Raw genomic sequence first — 21,519 nt, forward strand, 5'->3', positions numbered from 1 at the left:
CCCTAGGGGTATTTCAACGGAGCAAATCGTGTCGGCCAAGGCAAGTGCAAAAATCAACCGGCTCAATCGCATCGAAGGGCAAGTGCGCGGTGTCGCCAAGATGATCGAGGATGACCGCTATTGCATCGACATTCTGCACCAGATCGCCGCGATCAAATCGGCGCTGGCCAAGGTTGAAACGCAGGTGCTCAAAGACCACGCGGCATGCTGCGTCGCAGAAGCTATCGCAAGCGGCGATGAAAGCGAACAGCGCGTGCAATTTCAGGAACTGGTCGACCTGCTCGAAAGCAGCCGGAAATAGGAATCGCAAATGGCAGAATCCAAATCAGCCAAACTCTATCGCATGGTCATGGAGGACCATGTCTGCCCCTATGGCATCAAGTCCAAATGGCTGCTGGAAAGCAAGGGATATGCTGTCGAGGACCACCACCTGACAACGCGCGAGGAAACCGATGCGTTCAAGGAAAAGCACGCGGTCAAAACAACGCCGCAGACCTGGATCGGCAGCGAACGCATCGGCGGCTATACTGATTTGCGCGCGCATTTCGGCAAGTCTGCCGATGACAATGCGACCAGCTACCGCCCGGTTATTGTGCTGTTCGTGATGATGGCCCTGATGGCAGCGGGCGCGGCGTGGGTGGCGACGGGCAAGCCCGCTTCTATTCTTGCGGTGGAATGGTTTGTCAGCTTCTCTATGTGCGGCCTTGCCTATCTGAAGCTGCGCGATGTCGAGAGCTTCTCGACAATGTTCCTCAATTACGATCTACTGGCCAAGCGCTGGGTGCCATACGGATATGTCTATCCCTTCGCGGAAGGTTTGGCCGGTGTGCTGATGACCGCGCATATCCTCAACTGGGTTTCGATACCCGTGGCGCTGACGATCGGGACCATCGGCGCGGTCAGCGTTTTCAAGGCAATCTATATCGACAAGCGGGAACTCAAATGCGCCTGTGTCGGCGGCGACAGCAATGTGCCGCTGGGCTTTGTTTCGCTGACCGAAAACCTGTCGATGATCGCAATGGCGATCTGGATGTTGGCAAAACCGGCGCTGGCCTAACCGCTCGTACAGCGGCAACCGGCCAGCGCCGGAATTTTCTACTAAACCCGCATCATCGTGCAGACTTTGTTGCCTGCCGGATCGCGCAGATAGGCGAGGTACAGTTTCATCCCTGCGCCTTCGCGGATGCCCGGCGGATCTTCGATTTCGGTGCCGCCATTGGCCGCACCCGCTTTGTGCCAGGCATCGGCTTGCTCGGTGCTTTCGACCGCGAACCCGATTGTCGAACCATTGCCGCAGCTTGCGGCCTCGCCGTCAATCGGCTTGGTCACCATGAACACACCGCCATTGTGCAAATACATGATCCGTCCGCCCGGATCGACGATCCCTTCGCGGCCACCGATTGCGGTAAAGCAAGCGTCGTAGAATTTCTTGGCGGCATCAAGATCGTCTGCCCCCAGCATTACGTGACTGAACATCGTATGATTTCCCTAATTCAAGCGGTCATGCAGGACGGTGAAGACCGCAAATTTTGTGGCCGTCAGGATCGGTGAAATAACACAGATACATCGGCCCCATGCTGCCTTCGCGCAGGCCCGGAGGGTCTTCGATGCTGGTGCCGCCATTGGCCACGGCCACGTCGTGCAGTTCCTGGACCTGCTCGGGCGAATTGCAGACAAAGCCGATGGTGCTGCCGTTTGATGCCTGTACAGGCTTGCCATTGATCGGTTCGCTGACGCTGAAAGTCGATCCGTCATGCGTATAGAACAGCCGGGTCTGGCCGGTGTCGTTAACATGCGCCATCGGTTCGCCCGCGCCCAGCACGCCCAGCACGGCATTGTAGAAGGTCTTCGATTTCTCGATATCGCCCGATCCAACCATAATATGATTTAGCATTGTCTTCTCTCCTTATCGGTTTGCGTTACAGATCGACTGCCTTGGTGGCGGTCGCTTCATTTCCGGTGTTGGGTGTGTCTGCCGCATCCATGACGAATACTTTCGCCTCGCCATGCGGCGCGCGCGGCCGGTGTTCGGTCCCGCGCGGAACGATGATCATTTCGCCCGCGCCAAGCGTTTCGGTGCGATCCCTGAAATCGATTTCCAGCTGGCCGTCCACCACCAGAAACATCTCGTCCGTATCGGCGTGATGGTGCCAATGGAAATCGCCTTCCAACTTGCACAGCCGCACTTCGTTGTGATTGAACCGCGCAACGATCTTGGGGGACCATTGATCGCTGAAAGCCGGGAATTTCTCGGCCAGAATGACTTTCGAAGGCGCGTGCCCAGCCATCAATAAACCACGACGCTGCGGATGCTCTCGCCCGCATGCATCAGGTCGAAACCTTTGTTGATTTCTTCCAAAGTCAATTGATGCGTGATCATCGGGTCGATCTGGATTTTGCCGTTCATATACCAGTCGACGATTTTGGGCACATCGGTGCGGCCCTTTGCCCCGCCAAAGGCTGTGCCGCGCCAATTGCGGCCCGTCACAAGCTGGAAAGGGCGCGTGGCAATTTCCTTGCCCGCTTCGGCCACACCGATGATGATGCTGGTACCCCAGCCCTTGTGGCAGCTTTCCAGTGCCTGGCGCATGACATCGGTGTTTCCCGTGCAGTCGAAAGTGTAGTCCGCGCCGCCATCGAGCATATTAACTAGCGTTTCGACAACATCGCCGACATCCTTCGGATTCACAAAGTCGGTCATGCCGAACTTGCGGCCCCATTCTTCGCGCGCAGGGTTGATATCGACGCCGACAATCCGGTCGGCCCCCGCCATTTTTGCGCCCTGGAGCACATTCAGGCCAATCCCGCCAAGGCCGAACACCACGACATTGTCCCCCGGCTGGACTTTCGCGGTGTTGGTCACCGCGCCGACACCGGTGGTCACGCCGCAACCGACATAGCAACTGGTTTCAAAAGGCGCGTCCTCGCGGATTTTGGCGACCGCGATTTCGGGAAGGACAGTGAAATTGGAGAAGGTCGAACAACCCATATAGTGGTAGATCGTCTCGCCCTTATAGGAAAAGCGGCTGGTCCCGTCAGGCATCAGCCCTTTGCCCTGCGTTTCGCGGATCGCGCTGCACAGATTGGTTTTGCCCGAAAGGCACATTTTGCACTGGCGGCATTCGGGTGTGTAGAGCGGGATAACGTGATCATCGGGCGCGACCGATGTCACACCTGCGCCCACTTCGCGGACAATTCCGGCGCCTTCATGTCCCAGCACGCTGGGGAAAATGCCTTCGTTGTCAAACCCGTCGAGGGTGTAGGCATCGGTATGGCAAATACCCGTCGCCATAATCTCGACCAGCACCTCGCCTTCTTTCGGGCCCTCCAGATCAAGCTCGACAATCTCGAGCGGCTTCTTGGCTTCGAAAGCAACGGCGGCGCGGGTTTTCATTGGACGCGATTCTCCTGTCTGTGATCGGTTTCTTTTCAAGACTGTGGAGCGTCCCGTCAACCGATTAGGCCCGCCAACCGATTGGAAAGGCCGGATCGCTCCACGCAGCTAGGGGTCAGCCAACATGCACCGATTTGGTGACCATGCAGGCCATGATCCCTTCGCGGCCGTCCTCATGCCCGTGGCCTGACCATTTGACCCCGCCAAACGGCATGTCGACCGCGCTCACACTGCCGGCATTGATAGCCAGCATTCCGGACTCGACTTGGGCAATCAGCCGTTCCTGGCGCCCGGCATCTTCGGTCCAGGCATAGGCCGCCAAACCATAGGGAAGGCGGTTGGCTTCGGCGACCATTTCAGCCTCGCCCGCAAACCGGTTGAGAATGGCGACCGAGCCGAACGGTTCTTCATTCATGATTTCTGCGTCGACCGGCACATCGCTGAGCACGGTGGGTTCGTAAAAATATCCCTGATTGCCAATACGCTCGCCGCCCGAAAGCAGCTTTGCACCGTGCGCAACGGCATCTTTGACCATCCGTTCTATCTGGTCGGGACCACGGCTGTTGGCCATCGGCCCGACCTGTATGCCATCCTCCAGACCATTGCCGACTTTCAGCGCTTTGACCCGTTCGACAAAACCGTCGCGGAATTGGTCAAACACCGGCTCCTCGATCAGAAAGCGAGTCGGGCTGACGCAGACCTGCCCCGCATTTCTGAAGGCGTTGGCGGCCATCTGGTCGAGAGCCTTGTCCAGATTGGCGTCGTCAAACACCATCACCGGTCCGTGCCCGCCCAATTCCATAGTGGTGCGCTTCAGATCCTCGGCCGCGAGTTTGCTCAGATGCTTCCCGACAGCGGTTGAGCCGGTGAAACTGAGCTTGCGAATGATCGGCGATCCCAGAAGGTGGCGGCTGACTTCATCGGGTACGCCGAACACGACCTGGCAAACATCACCGGGCAATCCGGCATCGAGCAGGCATTGCACCGTGGCGAGCGCCGCTGCGGGTGTTTCTTCAGACGGTTTGACAATGACAGAGCAGCCCGCCGCAATCGCGCCGCCGACTTTGCGCGCGATGTTGAGCGAGGGGAAGTTCCACGGCGCAAATGCGGCGACGGGGCCAACGGGTTCGTAACGGACTTCCGCGCGCTTGCCCTCTGGCCGGTCGAGCGTCCGGCCTTCGATGCCGGGCAGTTCCCGGGCGTAAAATTCCAGCAGCATCGCGCCGTAAATAATCTCGCCCTTGGCTTCGCCAACCGGCTTGCCCTGCTCGAGAGTCAGGATTTCGGCAATTGTCCCTGCGCGTTCGCGGATCAATGCTCCGGCCTTGGTCAGCACTGCCGCGCGCTGTTCCACCGGTGCGGTGCGCCACATCGCGAAACCCTTTGCCGAATTGGCCAATGCGGCGTCGAGATCGTCTGCGCTTGCATGCGGCAATTTGCCGAGCACATCGCCGGTTGCAGGGTTCAACACCTCTTCGGTCTTGCGGCTTTCGCCCGACACTTGGTTTCCGCCGATGAGTAAGTGCAGTGCCGGATAGGTGCTCATATTCAATTCCTTGTTTGTCGCTGCGCGCTACGTGGGGGTGGGGGCCGCGACTTTCCAGCACTTTCAAAATTTCGAAGGCTTGGCAGGTGAATATTCAGCTTGGCGGGTGTAAGGCGCAGCCCATGAACATCGGAACCAGATTTGCCCGCGTCTTGGCCGCTTTTGCATCGGCTTTTGCATTGGCGCTGCCCGCCAGTGCGCAGGAAACCGCCCCTCAGGCCGCCGAACAGGCGCCGCCGGTGGAAATTCCCCTCGAACAACAAACCGCGCTTCGCTGCGCCGCGGCCTTTGCGATCATCCATGGCAGGCAGGATATCGGTGACGAGAAGGCTTTGTCCTATCCGCCGATGGAAGGGCGCGGCAGGGAATTCATGGTCCGTGCGGCCGTGCGCGCAATCGACGAACTGGGTCTCGATCGCGAGGCGGTTTCCGATTTCATTACGGCTGAAGCGGCCAAGCTGAACGAGGGCGAGGATATCCACAAGATGATGCCTTCGTGCCTGATCCTGCTCGAAGCCTCGGGCCTGTAGGACGACTATTCGCGCCGCCAGCGCGCCGTTCAGCTTCCATGCATTCAGAAAATTGTACGTGAAGATGAACAACATCTTCAGGGGAGATATCCATGCGTGTTTCAATTTTCGCAGCCGCTGCTCTTGCGGCAGTTCCATTTGCGCTTTTGTCCTCGTCCGTGGCGGCGCAAGACCAGGCAGAGCCCGCGCTTGACGAATTGACCGACAAGCTTTCCGATCCGGTCGAGCAGGACAAAATGGCGTCGATGGTCGATGCAATGGGCGAAGTTCTGTTGCAGATGCCGGTCGGCCCGCTGCTGGACGCGGCGGCGAAACTACCCGGCGCTGACATGCCCGAAATGGATCGCGATGCAACGATGCGCGATCTGGCCGGGCCCGATGCAGATGAATTGCCCGGGCAATTGTCCAGCAAAGTTCCGATGATGATGGGCATGCTGTCGGAAATGATCAAAGGCCTCGACGCGATGCGTCCGGCGCTCGAAGATATGGGCAAACAGATGCAGGAACGGATTGAGAGCCCGGCGCAATCCTGAATTGCCACCCGTTGGCCATGCCAAAAATCGCACATGCCCGCTACGCAATCTATAGACGCGATGGTCGAGTTTGGGCATGAGCGATCACATGTGGCGCCTGTACCAATTCCCTCTATGCCCGTTCAGCCGCAAGGTCCGCTTGCTGCTGAGCGAGAAGGGCGTTGCTTACGAGCTGTGGCGCGAGAATCCGTGGGAAGGCAGCGACGAGTTCTGGGCGCTCAATCCTGCGGGGCGCACGCCTGTTCTGCATGATCCGGACAAGAAGATCACCCTGTGCGATAGCCGCGCGATTTGCGAATATTTTGAAGAGACGGTCGATCAGTCGCCAATGATCAACGGCACTGTCAAAGAGCGAGCGGAAATCCGCCGTTTGATCGCGCTTTTCGACGAGAATTTCTTTGCCGATGTGACCGCGCCGTTGCTGCATGAACGGATGAAAAAGCGCCTGATCCTGCGCCAACCGCCGGATTCGCGTGCTTTGGCGCAAGCGATGAAAATGGCGCACGGCCATCTCGATTATATGGATTATCTGATCGACACGCGGCCCTGGCTCGCGGGCTCCCGGATGAGCCTCGCCGATCTGGCCGCCGCCGCGCAAATCAGCGTTGCCGATTATCTGGGCGGGATCGATTGGGACGGGCACGAACAGACCAAGGGCTGGTATTCCGTGTTCAAAAGCCGCCCCAGCTTCCGCCCGCTTCTGAGCGAGCGGATGGAAGTGATCCAGCCGCCCAGCCACTATGCCGATGTGAATGCGTAGTTTGTTTTGAGCTGATCTATCGATCAGCCCCTCAGTCGCAGGGCGCGAGCCATCTGGCTCGCTTGGCTACCTCGCATAAGCTCGGGCGGCCGGTCGGCCTTGCGGTCCGTCCGTTGGCGGACCGGACCGCACTACGTCAGCGACGTTCGTTCTAACTCTTGGTCGCGGCAGCCATAGGGCCACGCGGCCCGCCCGCAGCGCAGCGACCGCCAGGGAGCGAAAGCGAGGATAGCCAAGTGAGCGGATGCGAACGCTGGCGCTTGAGGCCAAACAAAAACCCACCCGGCGACTGAGGGCCTCAAACAAGAAATCCTCTGCTTGAGGCCAACAAAAACAACCCTATATCTCCCGTAAGGAGAATTAAGATGTCTGATCCCAAGACCACTACCGATGCGGAATGGCGCGAAAAGCTGACGCCGGAGCAGTTTCATATTCTCCGCGAGAAAGGCACGGAGCGCGCTTTCACCGGCGAATATGACAAGCATTACGATGAAGGCGAATATGTCTGCGCGGCTTGCGACGCCAAGCTGTTCGAAAGCGATTCCAAATATAATAGCGGCTGCGGCTGGCCCGCATTCACCACCCCTGCCGAAAGCGGTGCAATCGATGAGCACCGCGACACATCGCACGGCATGATCCGCACCGAAGTCACTTGCGCCAGTTGCGATGGCCATCTGGGGCATGTGTTCCCCGACGGGCCGCCCGAAGCAGGCGGGCTACGCTATTGCATCAACAGCGCGTCGCTCGACTTCAATCCGGACGGAATTTTGAAAGACGTGCCCAAGAGTTAAAGTCGGCGACAACTTAACTTTCTCCGTTCACGCGGTGTTACAACTGCTCTATGCATTGATCGCTAGTATTTTGGCGCGCACTGCGCCGTTGATCAGGTGACCGGTTGCAATGGCAAAGCGGGGTAGCCGGCGCAAAGCTGCGGCGGGCCGGAAAAAAGTGAAGCAAAAGCCGACGGGCTGGCGCCTTTGGCTTCGGCGCACGATTGTCTGGGGTGGCAGCCTTGCCTTGATCGGGGCATTGTTTCTTGGCCTCGCAGTGCTGTTCGCGGCGCGATCATTGCCCAGCTATAACGAGTTAAAAGCAACCCAGAACGCGCAGACAATTGTCGTGCGCGCGCGCGACGGGACCGAGATTGTCGAACTGGGGCCGACTTTCGGAAAATGGCTCGATAGCGACGAGATTCCGCAAGTCATGAAAGATGCGATGATCTCGGTCGAGGACAAGAGGTATCATTCGCATTTCGGGGTCGATCCGGTGCGCCTGACCGGCGCGGTGCTCGAATCCTTTACCGGTGACAAGCGCATTGGCGGTACCTCGACCATTACCCAGCAGCTTGCGCGCAATGTGTTTCTCAATTCCAACCGGACGCTGGACCGCAAAATGCGCGAAGCGGTGCTGGCCCTGGCGCTGGAAAGCAAATTCACCAAGGACCAGATCCTCGAGCTCTATCTCAACAAGGTCTATTTCGGCGGCGGAGCCTACGGGATCGACAGCGCGAGCCGCAAATTCTTCAGCCACCCGGCAACCGAACTCACCACTGCCGAAGCGGCGATTATCGCGGGGCTGGTGAAAGCGCCTTCGCGCTATTCACCCACCGCCGATGTGCAGGCCGCAGTGGACCGCGCGCAAGTGGTCTTGCAGCTGATGAAGGAACAGGGTCGGATTGATCCCAATGTTACGGTGGAACCGGCAACGGTGAATCTGAAACCGGACCGCGGACAGAACTCGGTGCGGTACTTCACCGATTGGGTTCTGCCCCAGCTTGATATCCTGCTGCCGGAGACTTTCGAACCGATCGAAGTGTGGACCACGCTCGATGTCGGAATGCAGCGCACCGCCGCCACCGCGGTCAAATCCAACACGCCGGACGGCGCGCAGGGCGCGTTGGTCAGCTTGGATCGTGACGGGGCGATTTTGGCGATGATCGGCGGGACCGATTACGTCGAAACCAATTACAACAGGGCGACCGATGCCGTCCGCCAGCCGGGTTCAGCCTGGAAATTGTTCGTCTATCTGGCGGCTCTGGAAGCCGGCTACACGCCAGAAGATTCGGTCAAGGACGTGCCGGTCACAATCGATGGCTGGAGCCCGCGCAATTCGGGCGGCGGCTATGCGGGCGAGATCAATATCCGCACGGCCTTTGCCTATTCGAAAAACACCGTTGCCGCGCAGCTTGGCAATGAAGTCGGTTTCGGCACGGTTGCCAGCATGGCCAAACGCTTTGGCATTACCACCCCGATTTCGACATTCCCCGCGATGGTTTTGGGCAGCTCGGAAACGCGGGTGATCGATATGACGCGCGCTTTCGCCTCGGTTTCTGCCGGGGGGTTTTCGGTCGAGCCTTACGGTGTTCTCAAAGTCACCACCGGCGATGGCGAAACGCTGTACGAACATGAAAACAAGCGCGCTGCGCGGCTGGTGCCGGACTATGTCGCGGCGGGGATCACCGATTTGCTGCAAACCGCGGTCAATACGGGCACCGGCAAAGCAGCGCAGATCGGCCGGCCGGTGGCGGGCAAAACGGGCACAACATCGTCGAACAAGGATGGCTGGTTTATCGGGTTTTCCAGCGGGATAACCACCGGCGTATGGATGGGCCGTGACGATGCTAAGCGTGTCGCCGGTTTGCAGGGCGGACGCGCACCGGCGCAGGCTTTTGCGGCCTATATGCGCTATGCGGTCAAGGATCGCCCGGTCGAGCAATTCAACACCGATCTAAAATTGCCCGAATGGCAGCTTGAGCCCGATGATGAATTCTATTTCGGCGATCCGGACGAGTATTATTACATCGACGAACAGGGCAATCTGATCGAGCCGGGAGTATCCGATGGCCCGCGCGATCCGTCTTTCCCCGTAGAGGGTGAAGGGCAAACAGGAGATGCCACCGATCGCCCGCAAGTGCCGAATAATGATGCGCCGCCGGCAGCGGGCGATGATTTTCTGAACCGCGCGACGGGCGAAAGGCCTAATACACCGCCAGCGCGCCCTTCGCAGCGCGCGGTTCCACCGCCGCCAGTGCCGCGCCCTGCTCAGCAGCCCGCGCCAAGTGGCAATTAGCTAGTACGTTTCAATCGCGGCGATTCAAATCGCGCAACCTCACGTCACTTCGGGTCAGCCTGTTAAACCCTTATCTTTCCACGAGAATTGACCATCGGGAGGATATTAGGTTATCCTATCCTCTCATTGCGTCCATGAGGAAATTAAATATGTCGTTACGCTTTTTGCTTTGTGCAGCTGCCATTGTGGCATCGTCTTCGGCATCGGCAACCTATTCCAGTTCTTTGGACTCAGATGGATGCTGGGACGGAAAGCTCTCTGCAAATGTTCCGTGTTTACAGATTAAAAGCCATAGCTGGAGCGGCGACAAGATTTCCGTGGTGTATGAGAACAAATGTCCGCAACGAATTTTTGCGAGAGCGTGTCACAGTCAAGAACAAGGCGACAATGGAAAAGCCGATTGCGGATTCTTTGCCGTGCGCGGCTCTGGGACCGCTGTCTACTACACCTATCACGCGACGGGTGATGTTGAGTACAGAGCGGTCGGCTCGACCAAAAGGTCTAATGACTGGACCTGCGTCGCGCAACGCGACTTGGTCAATAATGTCCGCAAAGTGCGGTAACTAACTCGCCAAACAAAAAACCCCTCCCGGTTTTTGGGGAGGGGTTTTAAGTCTTGTTCCTCAGGCTGCTTCAGCGCAATCGCACCGCCACATAGCGGGCGGGCAATCCGCGGCGCTGGACACGCAGCAGTACCGCATCGCGATTGTCGCTCTCGGCCTCGCTGATGACCTGTTCCAGCGCTGACAGGGTTGGCACGTCGACATAATTCGCCGTCAGGATAATGTCACCGCGGCGCAGACCCTTGCGCGCGGCATCCGAAGTCCGGCTGACTGCGGCGACTACCAGACCTGTTGTATCGCTTGATGCGCCCAGGCTGTTGGCGATCTGTCCGGTCAGCGGAATGACTTGCAGACCCAGTTTCTCTTCGATCGCGCCGTTGTCATCCTCTTGGGGCATTTCCGCATCGGCATCGGGATCGAACATTTGCTGGCTGGCCAGCTCTTCTTCGCTCGGACGTTTGCCGATGGTGGCCTGTACGGTCCGCCGCTTGCCGTCGCGGTAAAGCTCGATCGGGACGCGCGTTCCCGGTGTGATATTGGCAACAAGGAAGGACAGCGTTTGTTGCGGCGTCACGCGCTTGTTGTTCACTTCGACCACAATATCGCCCGGTTTGATGCCCGCCTTTTCTGCGGCACCATCGGGCTGGACGCTCTGGACGATCTCGCCAAGGTTCTTTTCAAGGCCCAGCGATGCGGCCAGATCCTCGTCGACACGGTCAATGCCGACGCCAAGGAAGCCGCGCTCGATCTCGATACCCTTGCGCAGATTATCCACGATAGGCGCGGCGATTTCTGCGGGAATGGCAAAGCCGATACCGACACTGCCGCCGGTGGGCGAAATAATCGCATTGTTAATGCCGATCACATTGCCTTGCATATCGAACAGCGGGCCGCCCGAATTGCCGCGATTGATGCTGGCGTCGGTCTGGATATAGCGGTCATAGGCGCCGCCCGATCCGGTGTTACGCAGCACCGCCGATACGATGCCCGAAGTGACCGTGCCGCCGAGGCCGAACGGGTTGCCGATGGCAATAACCCAGTCGCCAACGCGGGCCTGATCGGAATCGCCGAATTTGACGAAGGGGAAATTTTCACCGCCCTGGATCTTGAGCACCGCAAGGTCCGATTGCGCGTCAGTGCCAACCAGTTCGGCGTCATATTCCTTGCCGTCTGGCATTTTGACAGTGATCTCTGTGATCGTGCCGTTTCTGCCAGGGCTGACCACGTGATTGTTGGTCACCACATAGCCGTCAGCCGAAATGATAAAGCCCGAACCCAGCGATTGCGCTTCCTGCGTTTGCGGTTGCTGGCTTCCCCGGCCGCGGCGGTTGCCGAACATGTCGGCAAACGGAGTGCCGGCGAAGGGATTGTTGGCTTGAACTTGCACTTCTTGACGGGTCGAGATGTTGACCACGGCAGGCTGCAATTGTTCGGTCAGATTGGCAAAGCTTTCCGGTGCGCCCGCACGCGGAACCGCCCGCTCCATTTGCAGGCCTTCGTTCTGCGCCGTTTGCGCTCCGGCGGGGTAGCCGCCGATGAGGGAGATGGCTGCGCCGCCAACCAGCAGCGCGGAGGTTAGTCCATAAGCATATCGCACAGGCTTCACGTCCTTTTGTTCCTTTTCATTCTCAACTTCACAACGCCAAAACAAGCCGTGGTGCAAAGACCCGGCCGCCTATTTACATCTCAGGGCAATCGCCCTGAACGGCGTTTGAACGACATCTGTAGTCGCCGACAAATGCCATTCCATAATCGACCAACGGCGCGATTGCCGATTTGTGCCTAGCGCCTGCCGCGGAACTGCCGCAGATATTCATTGTCGGGAGACAATATCATGCTGTTTTGCGGGCCGTCCTCGCGTTTGGCAAAAGTCTGTTCATAGCTCTGCATCGCGCGGTAGAAATCGTAGAAGCCGGCATCTTTGCCGAAGGCGTCGGCGTAGGTTTTGGCAGCATCAGCATCGGCTTCCGCGCGGATAATCCGTGCATCGCGTGTGCCCTGCGCGCGAATGGTGCGGGCTTCGCGTTCGCGGTCCGATTCCATCCGGCGGAATGCCGATTCGAGCGGTGCATCGGGCAAGTCGGTGCGCTTGATCTGCACATCGACAACCTCTGCGCCATATTGCCTTGCCTGCCGGTCCAGATTGGTACGGACATTGGCCAGAGCAGTGCCGCGTTCAGCGGTCAGCATGGCCTGGAAAGTCCGGCGACCCAATTCCTGACGCAGAACCGAGTTGAGGATCGGCTCGAGCGCGGTACGCACGCCGTCGGTTGTCCCTGCGCGTTCAACCATCCTCACCGGATCGGTAATCCGGAACCGCGCATAGGCATTGACGAGCAGACGCTGCTGGTCGTTTGAAAGAACTTCCTCGTCGGTCATTTCAAGATCGAGCAGGCGCTTTTCAACTCTGCGGACCGAATCGATCAGCGGCACGCGTAGATAAAGACCCGCGTTGGTTTTCCCGTTGGGCGTGTTGGCTGTGTTGACGGGATTACCCGCCCGGATGATGACAACCTGTTCTTCCTCGGGCACAATGTAGACGCTCGAGAAGAAGGCCAGGACAGCGACAATCGCCAGAATGGCTGCGCCGCGATAATTGTTCCAGATGTTTTCCATGATTACTGGCCTCCCTGTGCAGAGGATTGTGCCGGGGCTTGTGCGGGCGCAGCCGGTGTCACCGGCGCAGCGGGCGTGGCGCGCTTCCTCAGCTCGGGTAGAGGCAGATAGGGTGTTACCCCGTCGGCTTCGATAACCGTCTTGTCGGTCTGGCTGAGAATCCGCTCCATTGTTTCATAATAGAGCCGCTGGCGGGTGACCTCGGGTGCCAAGCGGTATTCTTCATAGACTTTGTCAAACGCCTGCGCCTCACCCTCTGCAGTGGCGAGGACTTGTTGCGCGTAACCGCGTGCCTGGTTGCGCGCTGCGTCGGCATTTTGCTCGGCAACTTGCACGTCGCGGAAAGCATCGACCACTTGCGCAGGCGGGTCAGCCTTTTCGACCTCTACACCGAGGACGCGGATGCCCGCTTGGTACGAATCGAGCGTGGCTTGCATGCGCTCACGCACATCGAGTTCGATCGAGGCGCGGCCTTGACCAGTGAAGGTTTCGTTGAGCTCTTTTTCGGCAACAGCCGCGCGCATAGCTGCTTCGGCCGCTTCGCTCACCGTTTCGACGGGTTCGACCAAGCGGAATTTGAAGTCGGCCAGATCTTTGATGTTCCACCGGACGATGTAGCTCAAATCCACCAGATTCTGGTCACCGGTCAGGATCAGCTTCACTTCCTGACCGCTATCGGGAATGCGCAATGTCCGCACGCCCGACACGTCCTCGACATCGACCGTTTCGATCGGGAAAGGGGCAGAAAAATTGAGGCCCGGCTCCATTGTCCGGGTAAAGTTGCCCAGCGTTTTGACAACGCCTTTTTCCTGCGGGCCAATCAAATGCGTGCTGGTGGCCAGAATCGCGACGGCAACGATCGCCAATATTGCCACCGGAACCCAGCTTTTGCCGCCTGGCCGTTCGGGCAGGCTAAACCCGCCGCCGCCCGAGCCGCCACCGCCGCCAGAGCCGCGCTTCTTGAAGATATCTTCCACATTGGCGGATCGGCGCGGGCCGTCGGAGCCTGTGCTTGAGGGGGTGCCCGAAACCCACGGATTGCGCGGGCCCTTGGGTTTCTTTGATCCCGAATCTTGTGCCGGATCGTCGCCACCCCCGCCGGAATCTTCCCCGTTATTGGAACCCCAAGGGCTCTTGCCGGCCATTGCCAGTCCGATATTTCTCGTGAAATCGCCAAATGTGCTCATGATCCCTTTATAAGTGTCGATTGCAGGAAAAACAGGGGTTGCGCGCGCAATTTTAATGCTAGGGCCTAGCGCCATGGACGAACAGGCTTTGAAGGCACGACTTCCGGACTCGGTTGCAGCGCGTGTGCAGTCGATCAAGCTGGAGAATGGTCGGGCAACATTGGTGCTTGATGCATCGGGGTTGGAGCCGGAGAACCGCGACGGTCTGGAGTCCGCCGTAAAGCAGATCATTGGCGAAGCAGATGGCGTCGGCGATGTTCGCGTGGCGATGGTCGCCGATCGTGCGCCGCCTCAGCCGGGCCCTACACTGATTGCCGTGGGTTCGGGCAAGGGCGGTGTGGGCAAGTCCACCCTGACCGCAAACCTTGCCGTTGCGTTGGCGCGGCTGGGCCGCAAAGTCGGGATTGTCGATGCCGATGTTTACGGCCCGTCGCAGCCGACCATCCTGAACAACAAAGGGCAAAAGCCCGAAGCGCGCGATGACAAGCTGGTTCCTGTCCCCAGCCCTCATGGAATCCCGCTGCTGTCGATGGGGCATCTGGTTGAACCGGGGGTCGCCTTGGCGTGGCGCGGACCGATGGCGGGCAATGCCATGGCGCAGCTGATCGACGCCCATTGGGACGGCACCGAAGTGCTGCTGATCGATTTGCCGCCGGGCACCGGCGATGTGCAATTGACGATGCTGTCGAAATTCAAGCCGGCCGGGGCAGTGATCGTTTCGACCCCGCAGGATCTGGCGCTGATCGATGCGCAGCGCGCGGCCAATCTGTTCGATTCGGGCAAAGTGCCGATTATCGGATTGGTGGAGAATATGTCGGGCTATGCCTGCCCAAGCTGCGGCGAAGTGAGCGATCCTTTCGGGAAAGGCGGTGTCGAAGCCGCCGCAGATGCAACCGGCATTCCGTTTCTGGGCCGCATCCCGCTCGCGATGGAAATCCGCACTGCCAGTGACAATGGCACGCCATCCGCTGCGGGTGACGGGCACGAGGCAGAACCGTTTCACGCCGTCGCCAAACAATTGGCCGACTGGCTCGATACGCAGCCGGTCGGGGGGCAGGTCTGACCATGGCCATCAGTCGTCGCGGAGTGCTGGTCGGTGCTGCGGTTGGCGGCGGCTTGTTGGTTGCATGGGGTCTGCGTTCGCGCATTTTCCCCACGCCGCTGACGCCGGGTGAAGGCGAATATGCATTCGATGCCTGGCTGAAAGTTGCCGCCGACGGTGTGGTCACCGTGGCGGTGCCCCAACTTGAAATGGGGCAGGGGATCACAACTATCCTTCCGCAAGTCATCGCGCAGGAAATGGGCGCGGACTGGCGGCAAATTGCGGTGGAACCCGCACCGGTCAGCGGGGCCTATGCCAACATCCCGCTTGCCGCGAAGTGGTCGGCTTTGTGGGCCCCGGAATTTTCCAGTTTGGCGGACAGGCCGGATGATCTGGTCACCGAACGCTTTGCCCAAATGACCCGATTTACGGCGACCGCCGATGGAACGTCGCTTGCGGCCTATGAAAATTCCTGCCGCGACGCTGCGGCCTCTGCGCGCTGGCTGTTGACCGAAGAAGCGGCGGAGCGCTGGGACGTGCCGCCCGAAGAATGCCACGCTCTGCGCGGCTTTATCCGTTACGACGACAAGCGTCTGTCCTTCGCCGAACTGGCCGTTGGCGCGGCAGAGCGCGATGCACCCGATCCGCCGCCGCTCCGGTCGGAGCCTGCCGCGGAGACGCCTATCGCGGGCGCGGAATCAGCGGAAATCGAATATCCACGGCTCGACCTGCCTTCGAAAGTCGATGGTTCGCATGTGTTCGCAGGCGATGTGCGTTTGCCCGACATGGTCTATGCGGCGATCAAGCATGGTCCGGTCGAACAATCCAAACTGGCCGCGTTCAACAAGAACGCGGTTCTGGGAAATCCGCGTGTGGTCGGCGTGGTCAAAGGAAAACGCTGGCTGGCCGCTGTCGCGACCGATTGGTGGAGCGCGGATCAAGCCGTCGAAGCGATGGTTCCGCGCTTTACGGTCGCCAACCCGGCAGACAGCAATCGTAGCGATGAGATGATGAATGAAGCGGTGCGCGAAGGCGCGGCGTTCCGCATGGCGACACGCGGGAAAGGAAGCGAGGCGATTTACGGGCGCGACATCGCCCGGCGCTACGATGCAGGCCCGGCACTCCATGCCCAGCTGGAGACTGCCAGCGCGACTGCCCGCTATGCTGATGGCAAGCTGGAGCTATGGCTGGCCAGCCAGGCACCCGAACGCGCGCGCGAAGCTGCCGCCAAAGCTGTCGGGTTGTCGCTGGACGATGTCATTCTCTATCCGATGCCGGCAGGCGGTAGCTTCGACAGCCGGCTGGAACATGATCATGCGATAGAAGTCGCTTTGATTGCACGTGAAATATCGCGCAAGCGCCCGCGGCCGGTGCAACTGGTATGGTCGCGCTGGCAAGAACATCTCGCCGGTTTGCCGCGCGCGCCCGCGGCGGGCTTGATCTGGGCAAATCTGGTGCCGGGCGCCAATGGCCAGATTGATGCGATGCATGTGCGCATCGCCGCCCCGCCGGGCGGCCCCGAATTTGGCGAACGGCTGTTCGGAAACAAGACCGCATGGGCCGCGCGTGAGGCATCCAGTGGCAAGCCCGACCCGATGGCAGTGGAGGGCGCAATGCCGCATTACGGCATCCCCCATGTCGCGGTCGATCATGTCCCGATCGATGTCGGCCATCCGGTCGGCCGGATGCGCGGGAATGCGCACAGCTATACCGCGTTCTTCATCGAATCATTCATCGACGAGACCGCCGCAATGTTTGGCCGCGAACCCTTGTCCTACCGGATCGAGATGCTGGGCAAGGATTTCCGCATGGTCAGCTGCCTTCAGCGCGCGGGGGCGCTTGCGCAATGGGATGGCGGGCGCGACCAAAGCGGACAGGGGTTGGCGTGCCACCGGATGGGCTCCTTTGAAAGTGGCGGCCGGATCGCCTGCATTGCCACCGCGCGCCGCGATGAAGGCGGTCTGAAAGTATCCAAACTCAGCGCCGCGGTTGATATCGGGCGGATTGTCAATCTGGATATTGCCCGCCAGCAGATCGAAGGCGGATTGGTATTCGGGCTAGGGTTGGCGATGGGGTCGAGCACACGATATTCTGCCGGATTGCCGACCAGCCAACGTCTGGCGCAACTCGATTTGCCGGTCCTTGCGGATTGCCCCGAAATCGAAATTGACTTTATCGCGAGCGACAGAGAACCGTTCGATCCGGGCGAACTGGGTGCGGCAGTTTGCGCCCCGGCAATTGCCAATGCCCTGTTTTCGGCAACGGGGCTGCGGTTCCGCCGGCTCCCGCTGTTTTCCGAAGGGTTTTGATGGAAATGACGTGGCAATCGAGCAACCTCCCGTCCGATCATCAGCCGGTCAAATGCGGCCAGGTCGGCGTGCTGATCGTCAATCTGGGAACGCCGGAGGCCCCGACTCCATCCGCTGTAAAAACCTATCTCAAGGAATTTCTTTCCGACCGCCGCGTGGTCGAAATTCCGCCGATTGCGTGGCAGCCGATCTTGCGCGGAATTATTCTGAATACGCGGCCAAAAAAATCGGCGCATGCCTATAGCCAGATTTGGTCTGAAGAAGGCTCGCCGCTGGCGGTAATCACCAAAAAGCAGGCGGAAGGGATGCAGCAGCGGCTGGGAGAGGGCGTGCAAGTCGAATGGGCGATGCGCTATGGCAAGCCTGCGATTGCGGACCAGCTTCAGAAGCTGATGGATGACGGGTGCGACCGCATTCTCCTCGCGCCGCTATATCCGCAATATTCGGGCGCGACGACTGCGACGGCGGTCGACAAGGTGGCCGACAAACTCCGGGATATGCGCTGGCAGCCAGCCTTGCGGACCATGCCGCCCTATTATGATGATCCGGCCTATATCGATGCCCTGTCGAAGGATTTGAACGCGCAGCTCGACTCGCTGGATTTCCAGCCGGAAGTGCTGTTGCTCAGTTTCCACGGGATGCCGCAACGCACGCTCGAACTCGGCGATCCGTATCATTGTCACTGCCGTAAAACCGCGCGTTTGCTCGAGGCGAAAATGGCAGGCCGGAATGGCCCGGACGGACCACTGCGTTTCGAAACGAGTTTCCAATCGCGCTTCGGTCCTGCGCAATGGCTGGAGCCGGCAACCGATGACACGTTGGAACGCTTGGCGACAGAAGGCGTGAAGAATGTCGCGATCGCGGCGCCCGGTTTCTCAGCCGATTGTCTGGAGACGCTGGAAGAGTTGGCCATTCAGGGCAAAGAGCAGTTCTGTGAAGAAGGCGGCGAGAATTTTGCGGCGCTGTCCTGCCTCAATACCAGCACGCCGGGGATGGACATGCTGGAACAGCTGATCCGGCGCGAATTGTCGGGCTGGACATAAATCGCCAATTTACTTACATTCTTGTCAGTAGCAGATTGCGCAGACTTTCGAGGATTGAATGGCCACTCTCGCCGCCGATGTCGTTCCGGACACCCCGCCAAAGCACTGGAGAGAGGGCAACCCCGCTCTGGGCGATTTGGCGCATATTCCCGGCGAAGGCGGCTATCCGCTGGTCGGTAACACGCTTAAAATGCTCGCCGATCCGCATGGTTTTACCCGCAGTATGGTTGAAAAATTCGGCAATGTTTACCGCAACAAGGCCTTTGGCGGATGGGTAGTGGCGCTGGTCGGTGCCGATGCGAACGAATTGATATTGTTCGACCGGCAGAAACTGTTCTCTTCGGAACAGGGCTGGGGGCCGGTCCTCGACAAGCTATTCCCGCGCGGTCTTATGCTGATGGATTTCGACCATCATCGCGCCGATCGCAAAGCCTTGTCGATTGCGTTCAAGCCCGGGCCGATGCGGCATTATGCGGGCAGCCTCAATCGCGGCATTTCCGATGCGGTGAAAAATTGGGAAGGGGAGATGAAATTCTACCCCGTGATCAAGAAGCTTACTCTCGATCTTGCTGCGGACAGTTTCATCGGCATCGAATGGGGGCCGGAAGCGGACAAGATCAACGAAGCATTCGTGAACATGGTGCAGGCCTCTGTCGCGCCGGTCCGCCAACCTCTGCCGTTTACGCTGATGCGCAAAGGCGTGAAGGGCCGCGAATTCCTGGTCGATTATTTCACCAAGGAAACGCATCGCCGCCGCAAGGAAGGTGGCGGGCAGGATATGTTCAGCCAGTTTGCCACTGCCGAACGCGAAGATGGTTCCTTGCTGCCGGTCGAGGAAGTTGTCGATCACATGAACTTTCTGATGATGGCAGCGCATGACACGATTACATCCAGCGCGACGTCGCTGATCTATCTTCTCGCCAAGAATCCCGAATGGCAGGAGAAACTGCGCGCAGAAATCACCGCGATCACCGGCGGCGCAAGCGATGTCGGCTATGACGATCTGGGCAAGCTGGAACTGACCGAAATGGCGTTCAAGGAAGCGCTGCGGATGGTCCCGCCGGTTCCCTCGACTCCGCGCCGCGCTTTGCGTGATTTCGAATTTGGCGGATACACAATTCCGGCTGGCACCCCCGTAGGCATCAACGCGCAATATGTGCATCACATGGAAGAGCACTGGCCCGAGCCCGAGAAATTCGATCCACTGCGCTTCACTACCGATCAGGTGAAAGCACGCCACAAATATGCCTGGGTCCCGTTTGGGGGCGGCGCGCATATGTGCCTCGGCCTGCACTTTGCTTACATGCAGGTGAAAATCCTGATGGCGCAGGTGCTGACCCGCTACCAGATCGAGATCGAGGATGGCTATGATCCGGCGTGGAAGGCATGGCCGATCCCGCAGCCGAAAGACGGGCTGAAAGTCGCTTTCAGGCCGCTCTAAAAATCCACCGCAATGCCGTTTTTCTCCCAATCGCCATAGCGGGTCGGCGAAAGGTCGCGCGGCTCGTCTTTCGCGGGATCGACGGCTTTGGGCTTGGGTGCAGGGTCGTTGGTCCAATGGGCGGGCTTCTCGAAACCCGTCGGCCGTTTTGTTGCGCGTTTCATAAAGCCCAAATGCGCGGGGTAGCGCAAGGTTGCAACCCCGCCTAAAGCGCGGCCCATGAAAAAGAGCAAACATGTCTGATATTCCGGGGCTGCCCGCCCGCCGTGCGGCGCTGCAAATGATCGATGCGGTCCTGCATCGCGGCGAGACGCTGGAAACGGTTGAGCGCAATGCGCTGCGCCGGATGCGCGGCCCTGCCGATCAGGCCTTGGCAAGAGCGATTGCGGGGGAGACTTTGCGCTGGCTGACCGATCTCGATCTGATGATCGATAGCGCAATGAAAAAGCCGCTGCCGCATGATGCGAAACCGCGCTCGGTCCTGCGGTTGATGCTGGCGCAATGGCTCCGGCTCGATACGCCGCCGCATGCGGTCATCGCAACCGCGCTGCCATTGCTCAGCGGTGGTCCGCGCAGACTGGCGCATGGTGTTTTCTCGACCCTGACAAAGCGCGACGGACTGACGCTGCCCGATGCGCCGACTTTGCCAGAAGACGTGGCGTTTCGCTGGGGCTCGCGAGCCGGAGCGATTGCGCAAGGGCTTGTCACTCCGCCGCCGCTCGATCTCGCATTGAAGGATTGGTCCGAAACCGAAGAGCGCGCCAGATCGATGGGCGGAACCAGCCTTGCCCAGGGCCATATCCGTCTGCCGCGCGGCACGCCGATTGACCAATTGCCCAGCTATAAGGACGGCGATTGGTGGGTGCAGGATCTGGCGGCGACGCTGCCTGCGCGTTTGCTGGGGCCGGGCGCCAATGGTTCCGGGGGAAAACGCGTGCTCGATCTGTGCGCAGCGCCGGGCGGAAAGACGATGCAACTGGCCGCGGCGGGGTGGAAAGTCACCGCGCTCGATATCAGTGAGCGGCGGCTCGGCAAGGTCCGCCAGAACCTTGACCGGACCGGACTTGAAGCAGAGATCATCAAGGCGAATGCGCTGACTTGGGAGCCTGCCAAACAATTCGATGCGATCCTGATCGATGCGCCTTGCACGGCAACGGGCACATGCCGCCGCCATCCTGACGTAATCCACCGGATCGGCGATCGCCAGATCGAAGAACAGGCCGAATTGCAAAATGCCTTGCTCGAACGCGCGGCCGGATGGCTGCCTGAGGGCTCGATGCTCGTCTATGCAGTATGTTCGCTGGAGAATTCGGAAGGCATCGCGCAGGCAGAAAGCGTCGGACTGACCCAGTTACCGATCACTCGCGATGAATTGCCTGAAGGGTTGGAGCCGACCGAGGATGGCTGGCTGCGCACCGATCCCGGAATGCTTGGCAATTCCGGCGGTCTCGACGGATTTTTTGTCGGCCGGTGGCGAAAGTAAGGG

General features: G+C 59.5%; 22 protein-coding genes. 13 read left to right on the forward strand and 9 right to left on the reverse strand.

Annotation, left to right across the window (positions count from 1 at the left end; genetic code table 11):
- Positions 1-28: 28 nt before the first annotated feature.
- Entirely contained in the window at positions 29-301 is a 273-nt protein-coding gene (locus GRI41_RS00095) for a metal-sensitive transcriptional regulator (RefSeq protein WP_160602644.1), read from the forward strand.
- Positions 302-310: 9 nt separating this feature from the next.
- Positions 311-1,057 (forward strand): MauE/DoxX family redox-associated membrane protein, encoded by a 747-nt coding sequence (locus tag GRI41_RS00100; RefSeq protein WP_160602645.1) that lies wholly within the window; start codon positions 311-313, stop codon positions 1,055-1,057.
- A gap of 41 nt (positions 1,058-1,098) precedes the next feature.
- Here GRI41_RS00100 and GRI41_RS00105 read toward each other — a convergent pair whose 3' ends face one another.
- The 5 genes from GRI41_RS00105 to GRI41_RS00125 all read right to left on the reverse strand — a co-directional run bounded on the left by GRI41_RS00105 (position 1,099) and on the right by GRI41_RS00125 (position 4,940).
- The gene (locus GRI41_RS00105; RefSeq protein WP_160602646.1) at positions 1,099-1,476 is read right to left on the reverse strand and encodes a VOC family protein; all 378 of its coding nucleotides are present in this window, start codon (positions 1,474-1,476) and stop codon (positions 1,099-1,101) included.
- A gap of 25 nt (positions 1,477-1,501) precedes the next feature.
- Positions 1,502-1,894, reverse strand: a complete 393-nt coding sequence (locus GRI41_RS00110) for a VOC family protein (RefSeq protein ID WP_160602647.1) — start codon at positions 1,892-1,894, stop codon at positions 1,502-1,504.
- Positions 1,895-1,919: 25 nt separating this feature from the next.
- The gene (locus GRI41_RS00115) at positions 1,920-2,288 is read right to left on the reverse strand and encodes a cupin domain-containing protein (RefSeq protein ID WP_160602648.1); all 369 of its coding nucleotides are present in this window, start codon (positions 2,286-2,288) and stop codon (positions 1,920-1,922) included.
- A complete protein-coding gene (locus GRI41_RS00120) occupies positions 2,288-3,394 on the reverse strand; it encodes an S-(hydroxymethyl)glutathione dehydrogenase/class III alcohol dehydrogenase (RefSeq protein ID WP_160602649.1) in 1,107 nt (368 codons plus the stop codon). Before GRI41_RS00120 ends, GRI41_RS00115 begins: the two co-directional genes overlap by 1 nt.
- A 115-nt stretch (positions 3,395-3,509) precedes the next feature.
- On the reverse strand, positions 3,510-4,940 hold the full coding sequence (locus GRI41_RS00125) for an NAD-dependent succinate-semialdehyde dehydrogenase (protein WP_160602650.1): 1,431 nt from the start codon (positions 4,938-4,940) through the stop codon (positions 3,510-3,512).
- A 122-nt stretch (positions 4,941-5,062) separates the two neighbouring features.
- Between GRI41_RS00125 and GRI41_RS00130 the strand changes: the two genes are divergently transcribed.
- The 6 genes from GRI41_RS00130 to GRI41_RS00155 all read left to right on the forward strand — a co-directional run bounded on the left by GRI41_RS00130 (position 5,063) and on the right by GRI41_RS00155 (position 10,395).
- The gene (locus GRI41_RS00130) at positions 5,063-5,470 is read left to right on the forward strand and encodes a hypothetical protein (RefSeq protein ID WP_160602651.1); all 408 of its coding nucleotides are present in this window, start codon (positions 5,063-5,065) and stop codon (positions 5,468-5,470) included.
- Positions 5,471-5,628: 158 nt separating this feature from the next.
- Entirely contained in the window at positions 5,629-6,003 is a 375-nt protein-coding gene (locus GRI41_RS00135; RefSeq protein ID WP_160602652.1) for a hypothetical protein, read from the forward strand.
- Between the two features lie 88 nt (positions 6,004-6,091).
- Positions 6,092-6,763 (forward strand): glutathione S-transferase family protein, encoded by a 672-nt coding sequence (locus tag GRI41_RS00140; protein ID WP_160604542.1) that lies wholly within the window; start codon positions 6,092-6,094, stop codon positions 6,761-6,763.
- A gap of 365 nt (positions 6,764-7,128) precedes the next feature.
- Complete coding sequence (gene msrB / locus GRI41_RS00145) at positions 7,129-7,554, forward strand: peptide-methionine (R)-S-oxide reductase MsrB (protein ID WP_160602653.1); 426 nt, start codon at positions 7,129-7,131, stop codon at positions 7,552-7,554.
- A 109-nt stretch (positions 7,555-7,663) separates the two neighbouring features.
- Positions 7,664-9,832, forward strand: a complete 2,169-nt coding sequence (locus GRI41_RS00150) for a transglycosylase domain-containing protein (protein ID WP_160602654.1) — start codon at positions 7,664-7,666, stop codon at positions 9,830-9,832.
- A 149-nt stretch (positions 9,833-9,981) separates the two neighbouring features.
- On the forward strand, positions 9,982-10,395 hold the full coding sequence (locus GRI41_RS00155; RefSeq protein WP_160602655.1) for a hypothetical protein: 414 nt from the start codon (positions 9,982-9,984) through the stop codon (positions 10,393-10,395).
- Positions 10,396-10,465: 70 nt separating this feature from the next.
- Here the strand turns inward: GRI41_RS00155 and GRI41_RS00160 are convergent, their stop codons facing one another.
- From GRI41_RS00160 to hflK, 3 genes are all read right to left on the reverse strand, one after another.
- Complete coding sequence (locus tag GRI41_RS00160) at positions 10,466-11,992, reverse strand: Do family serine endopeptidase (RefSeq protein WP_160602656.1); 1,527 nt, start codon at positions 11,990-11,992, stop codon at positions 10,466-10,468.
- Between the two features lie 185 nt (positions 11,993-12,177).
- Positions 12,178-13,011, reverse strand: a complete 834-nt coding sequence (hflC, locus tag GRI41_RS00165; protein WP_160602657.1) for a protease modulator HflC — start codon at positions 13,009-13,011, stop codon at positions 12,178-12,180.
- Positions 13,012-13,013: 2 nt separating this feature from the next.
- A complete protein-coding gene (hflK, locus tag GRI41_RS00170; protein ID WP_235901008.1) occupies positions 13,014-14,198 on the reverse strand; it encodes a protease modulator HflK in 1,185 nt (394 codons plus the stop codon).
- 55 nt (positions 14,199-14,253) lie between these two features.
- On the opposite strand from hflK, the gene GRI41_RS00175 reads away from it, so the two are divergent.
- Genes GRI41_RS00175 through GRI41_RS00190 form a run of 4 tightly spaced genes read left to right on the forward strand, consistent with a single transcriptional unit; the run spans position 14,254 to position 20,033 of the window.
- Positions 14,254-15,261, forward strand: a complete 1,008-nt coding sequence (locus GRI41_RS00175; RefSeq protein WP_407985503.1) for an Mrp/NBP35 family ATP-binding protein — start codon at positions 14,254-14,256, stop codon at positions 15,259-15,261.
- A gap of 2 nt (positions 15,262-15,263) precedes the next feature.
- Entirely contained in the window at positions 15,264-17,549 is a 2,286-nt protein-coding gene (locus tag GRI41_RS00180; RefSeq protein WP_160602658.1) for a molybdopterin cofactor-binding domain-containing protein, read from the forward strand.
- Positions 17,550-17,554: 5 nt separating this feature from the next.
- Positions 17,555-18,592 (forward strand): ferrochelatase, encoded by a 1,038-nt coding sequence (hemH, locus tag GRI41_RS00185; protein WP_160602659.1) that lies wholly within the window; start codon positions 17,555-17,557, stop codon positions 18,590-18,592.
- 58 nt (positions 18,593-18,650) lie between these two features.
- Positions 18,651-20,033: a cytochrome P450 gene (locus GRI41_RS00190; protein WP_160602660.1), complete on the forward strand. Its 1,383-nt coding sequence runs from the start codon at positions 18,651-18,653 to the stop codon at positions 20,031-20,033.
- Here the strand turns inward: GRI41_RS00190 and GRI41_RS00195 are convergent.
- Positions 20,030-20,197 carry a DUF1674 domain-containing protein gene (locus GRI41_RS00195; RefSeq protein ID WP_160602661.1) on the reverse strand — a complete coding sequence of 56 codons (168 nt, stop codon included), beginning with the start codon at positions 20,195-20,197 and terminating at the stop codon, positions 20,030-20,032. The genes GRI41_RS00190 and GRI41_RS00195 overlap by 4 nt on opposite strands.
- Before the next feature lie 71 nt (positions 20,198-20,268).
- Here GRI41_RS00195 and GRI41_RS00200 point away from each other — a divergent pair, with 71 nt between their 5' ends.
- Positions 20,269-21,516: an RsmB/NOP family class I SAM-dependent RNA methyltransferase gene (locus GRI41_RS00200; protein WP_160602662.1), complete on the forward strand. Its 1,248-nt coding sequence runs from the start codon at positions 20,269-20,271 to the stop codon at positions 21,514-21,516.
- Positions 21,517-21,519 lie beyond the last annotated feature (3 nt).

This window comes from Pontixanthobacter aquaemixtae, assembly GCF_009827395.1.
Lineage (GTDB): Bacteria > Pseudomonadota > Alphaproteobacteria > Sphingomonadales > Sphingomonadaceae > Pontixanthobacter > Pontixanthobacter aquaemixtae.

Bases quoted from the DNA above. Each gene is read 5' to 3' on its own strand.
- GRI41_RS00100 (WP_160602645.1), top strand. From the start codon at position 311: ATGGCAGAATCCAAATCAGCCAAACTCTATCGCATGGTCATGGAGGAC.
- GRI41_RS00105 (WP_160602646.1), bottom strand. From the start codon at position 1,476: ATGTTCAGTCACGTAATGCTGGGGGCAGACGATCTTGATGCCGCCAAG.
- GRI41_RS00110 (WP_160602647.1), bottom strand. From the start codon at position 1,894: ATGCTAAATCATATTATGGTTGGATCGGGCGATATCGAGAAATCGAAG.
- GRI41_RS00115 (WP_160602648.1), bottom strand. From the start codon at position 2,288: ATGGCTGGGCACGCGCCTTCGAAAGTCATTCTGGCCGAGAAATTCCCG.
- GRI41_RS00120 (WP_160602649.1), bottom strand. From the start codon at position 3,394: ATGAAAACCCGCGCCGCCGTTGCTTTCGAAGCCAAGAAGCCGCTCGAG.
- GRI41_RS00125 (WP_160602650.1), bottom strand. From the start codon at position 4,940: ATGAGCACCTATCCGGCACTGCACTTACTCATCGGCGGAAACCAAGTG.
- GRI41_RS00130 (WP_160602651.1), top strand. From the start codon at position 5,063: ATGAACATCGGAACCAGATTTGCCCGCGTCTTGGCCGCTTTTGCATCG.
- GRI41_RS00140 (WP_160604542.1), top strand. From the start codon at position 6,092: ATGTGGCGCCTGTACCAATTCCCTCTATGCCCGTTCAGCCGCAAGGTC.
- msrB (WP_160602653.1), top strand. From the start codon at position 7,129: ATGTCTGATCCCAAGACCACTACCGATGCGGAATGGCGCGAAAAGCTG.
- GRI41_RS00150 (WP_160602654.1), top strand. From the start codon at position 7,664: ATGGCAAAGCGGGGTAGCCGGCGCAAAGCTGCGGCGGGCCGGAAAAAA.
- GRI41_RS00155 (WP_160602655.1), top strand. From the start codon at position 9,982: ATGTCGTTACGCTTTTTGCTTTGTGCAGCTGCCATTGTGGCATCGTCT.
- hflC (WP_160602657.1), bottom strand. From the start codon at position 13,011: ATGGAAAACATCTGGAACAATTATCGCGGCGCAGCCATTCTGGCGATT.
- hflK (WP_235901008.1), bottom strand. From the start codon at position 14,198: ATGAGCACATTTGGCGATTTCACGAGAAATATCGGACTGGCAATGGCC.
- GRI41_RS00175 (WP_407985503.1), top strand. From the start codon at position 14,254: ATGCTAGGGCCTAGCGCCATGGACGAACAGGCTTTGAAGGCACGACTT.
- GRI41_RS00180 (WP_160602658.1), top strand. From the start codon at position 15,264: ATGGCCATCAGTCGTCGCGGAGTGCTGGTCGGTGCTGCGGTTGGCGGC.
- hemH (WP_160602659.1), top strand. From the start codon at position 17,555: ATGACGTGGCAATCGAGCAACCTCCCGTCCGATCATCAGCCGGTCAAA.
- GRI41_RS00190 (WP_160602660.1), top strand. From the start codon at position 18,651: ATGGCCACTCTCGCCGCCGATGTCGTTCCGGACACCCCGCCAAAGCAC.
- GRI41_RS00195 (WP_160602661.1), bottom strand. From the start codon at position 20,197: ATGAAACGCGCAACAAAACGGCCGACGGGTTTCGAGAAGCCCGCCCAT.
- GRI41_RS00200 (WP_160602662.1), top strand. From the start codon at position 20,269: ATGTCTGATATTCCGGGGCTGCCCGCCCGCCGTGCGGCGCTGCAAATG.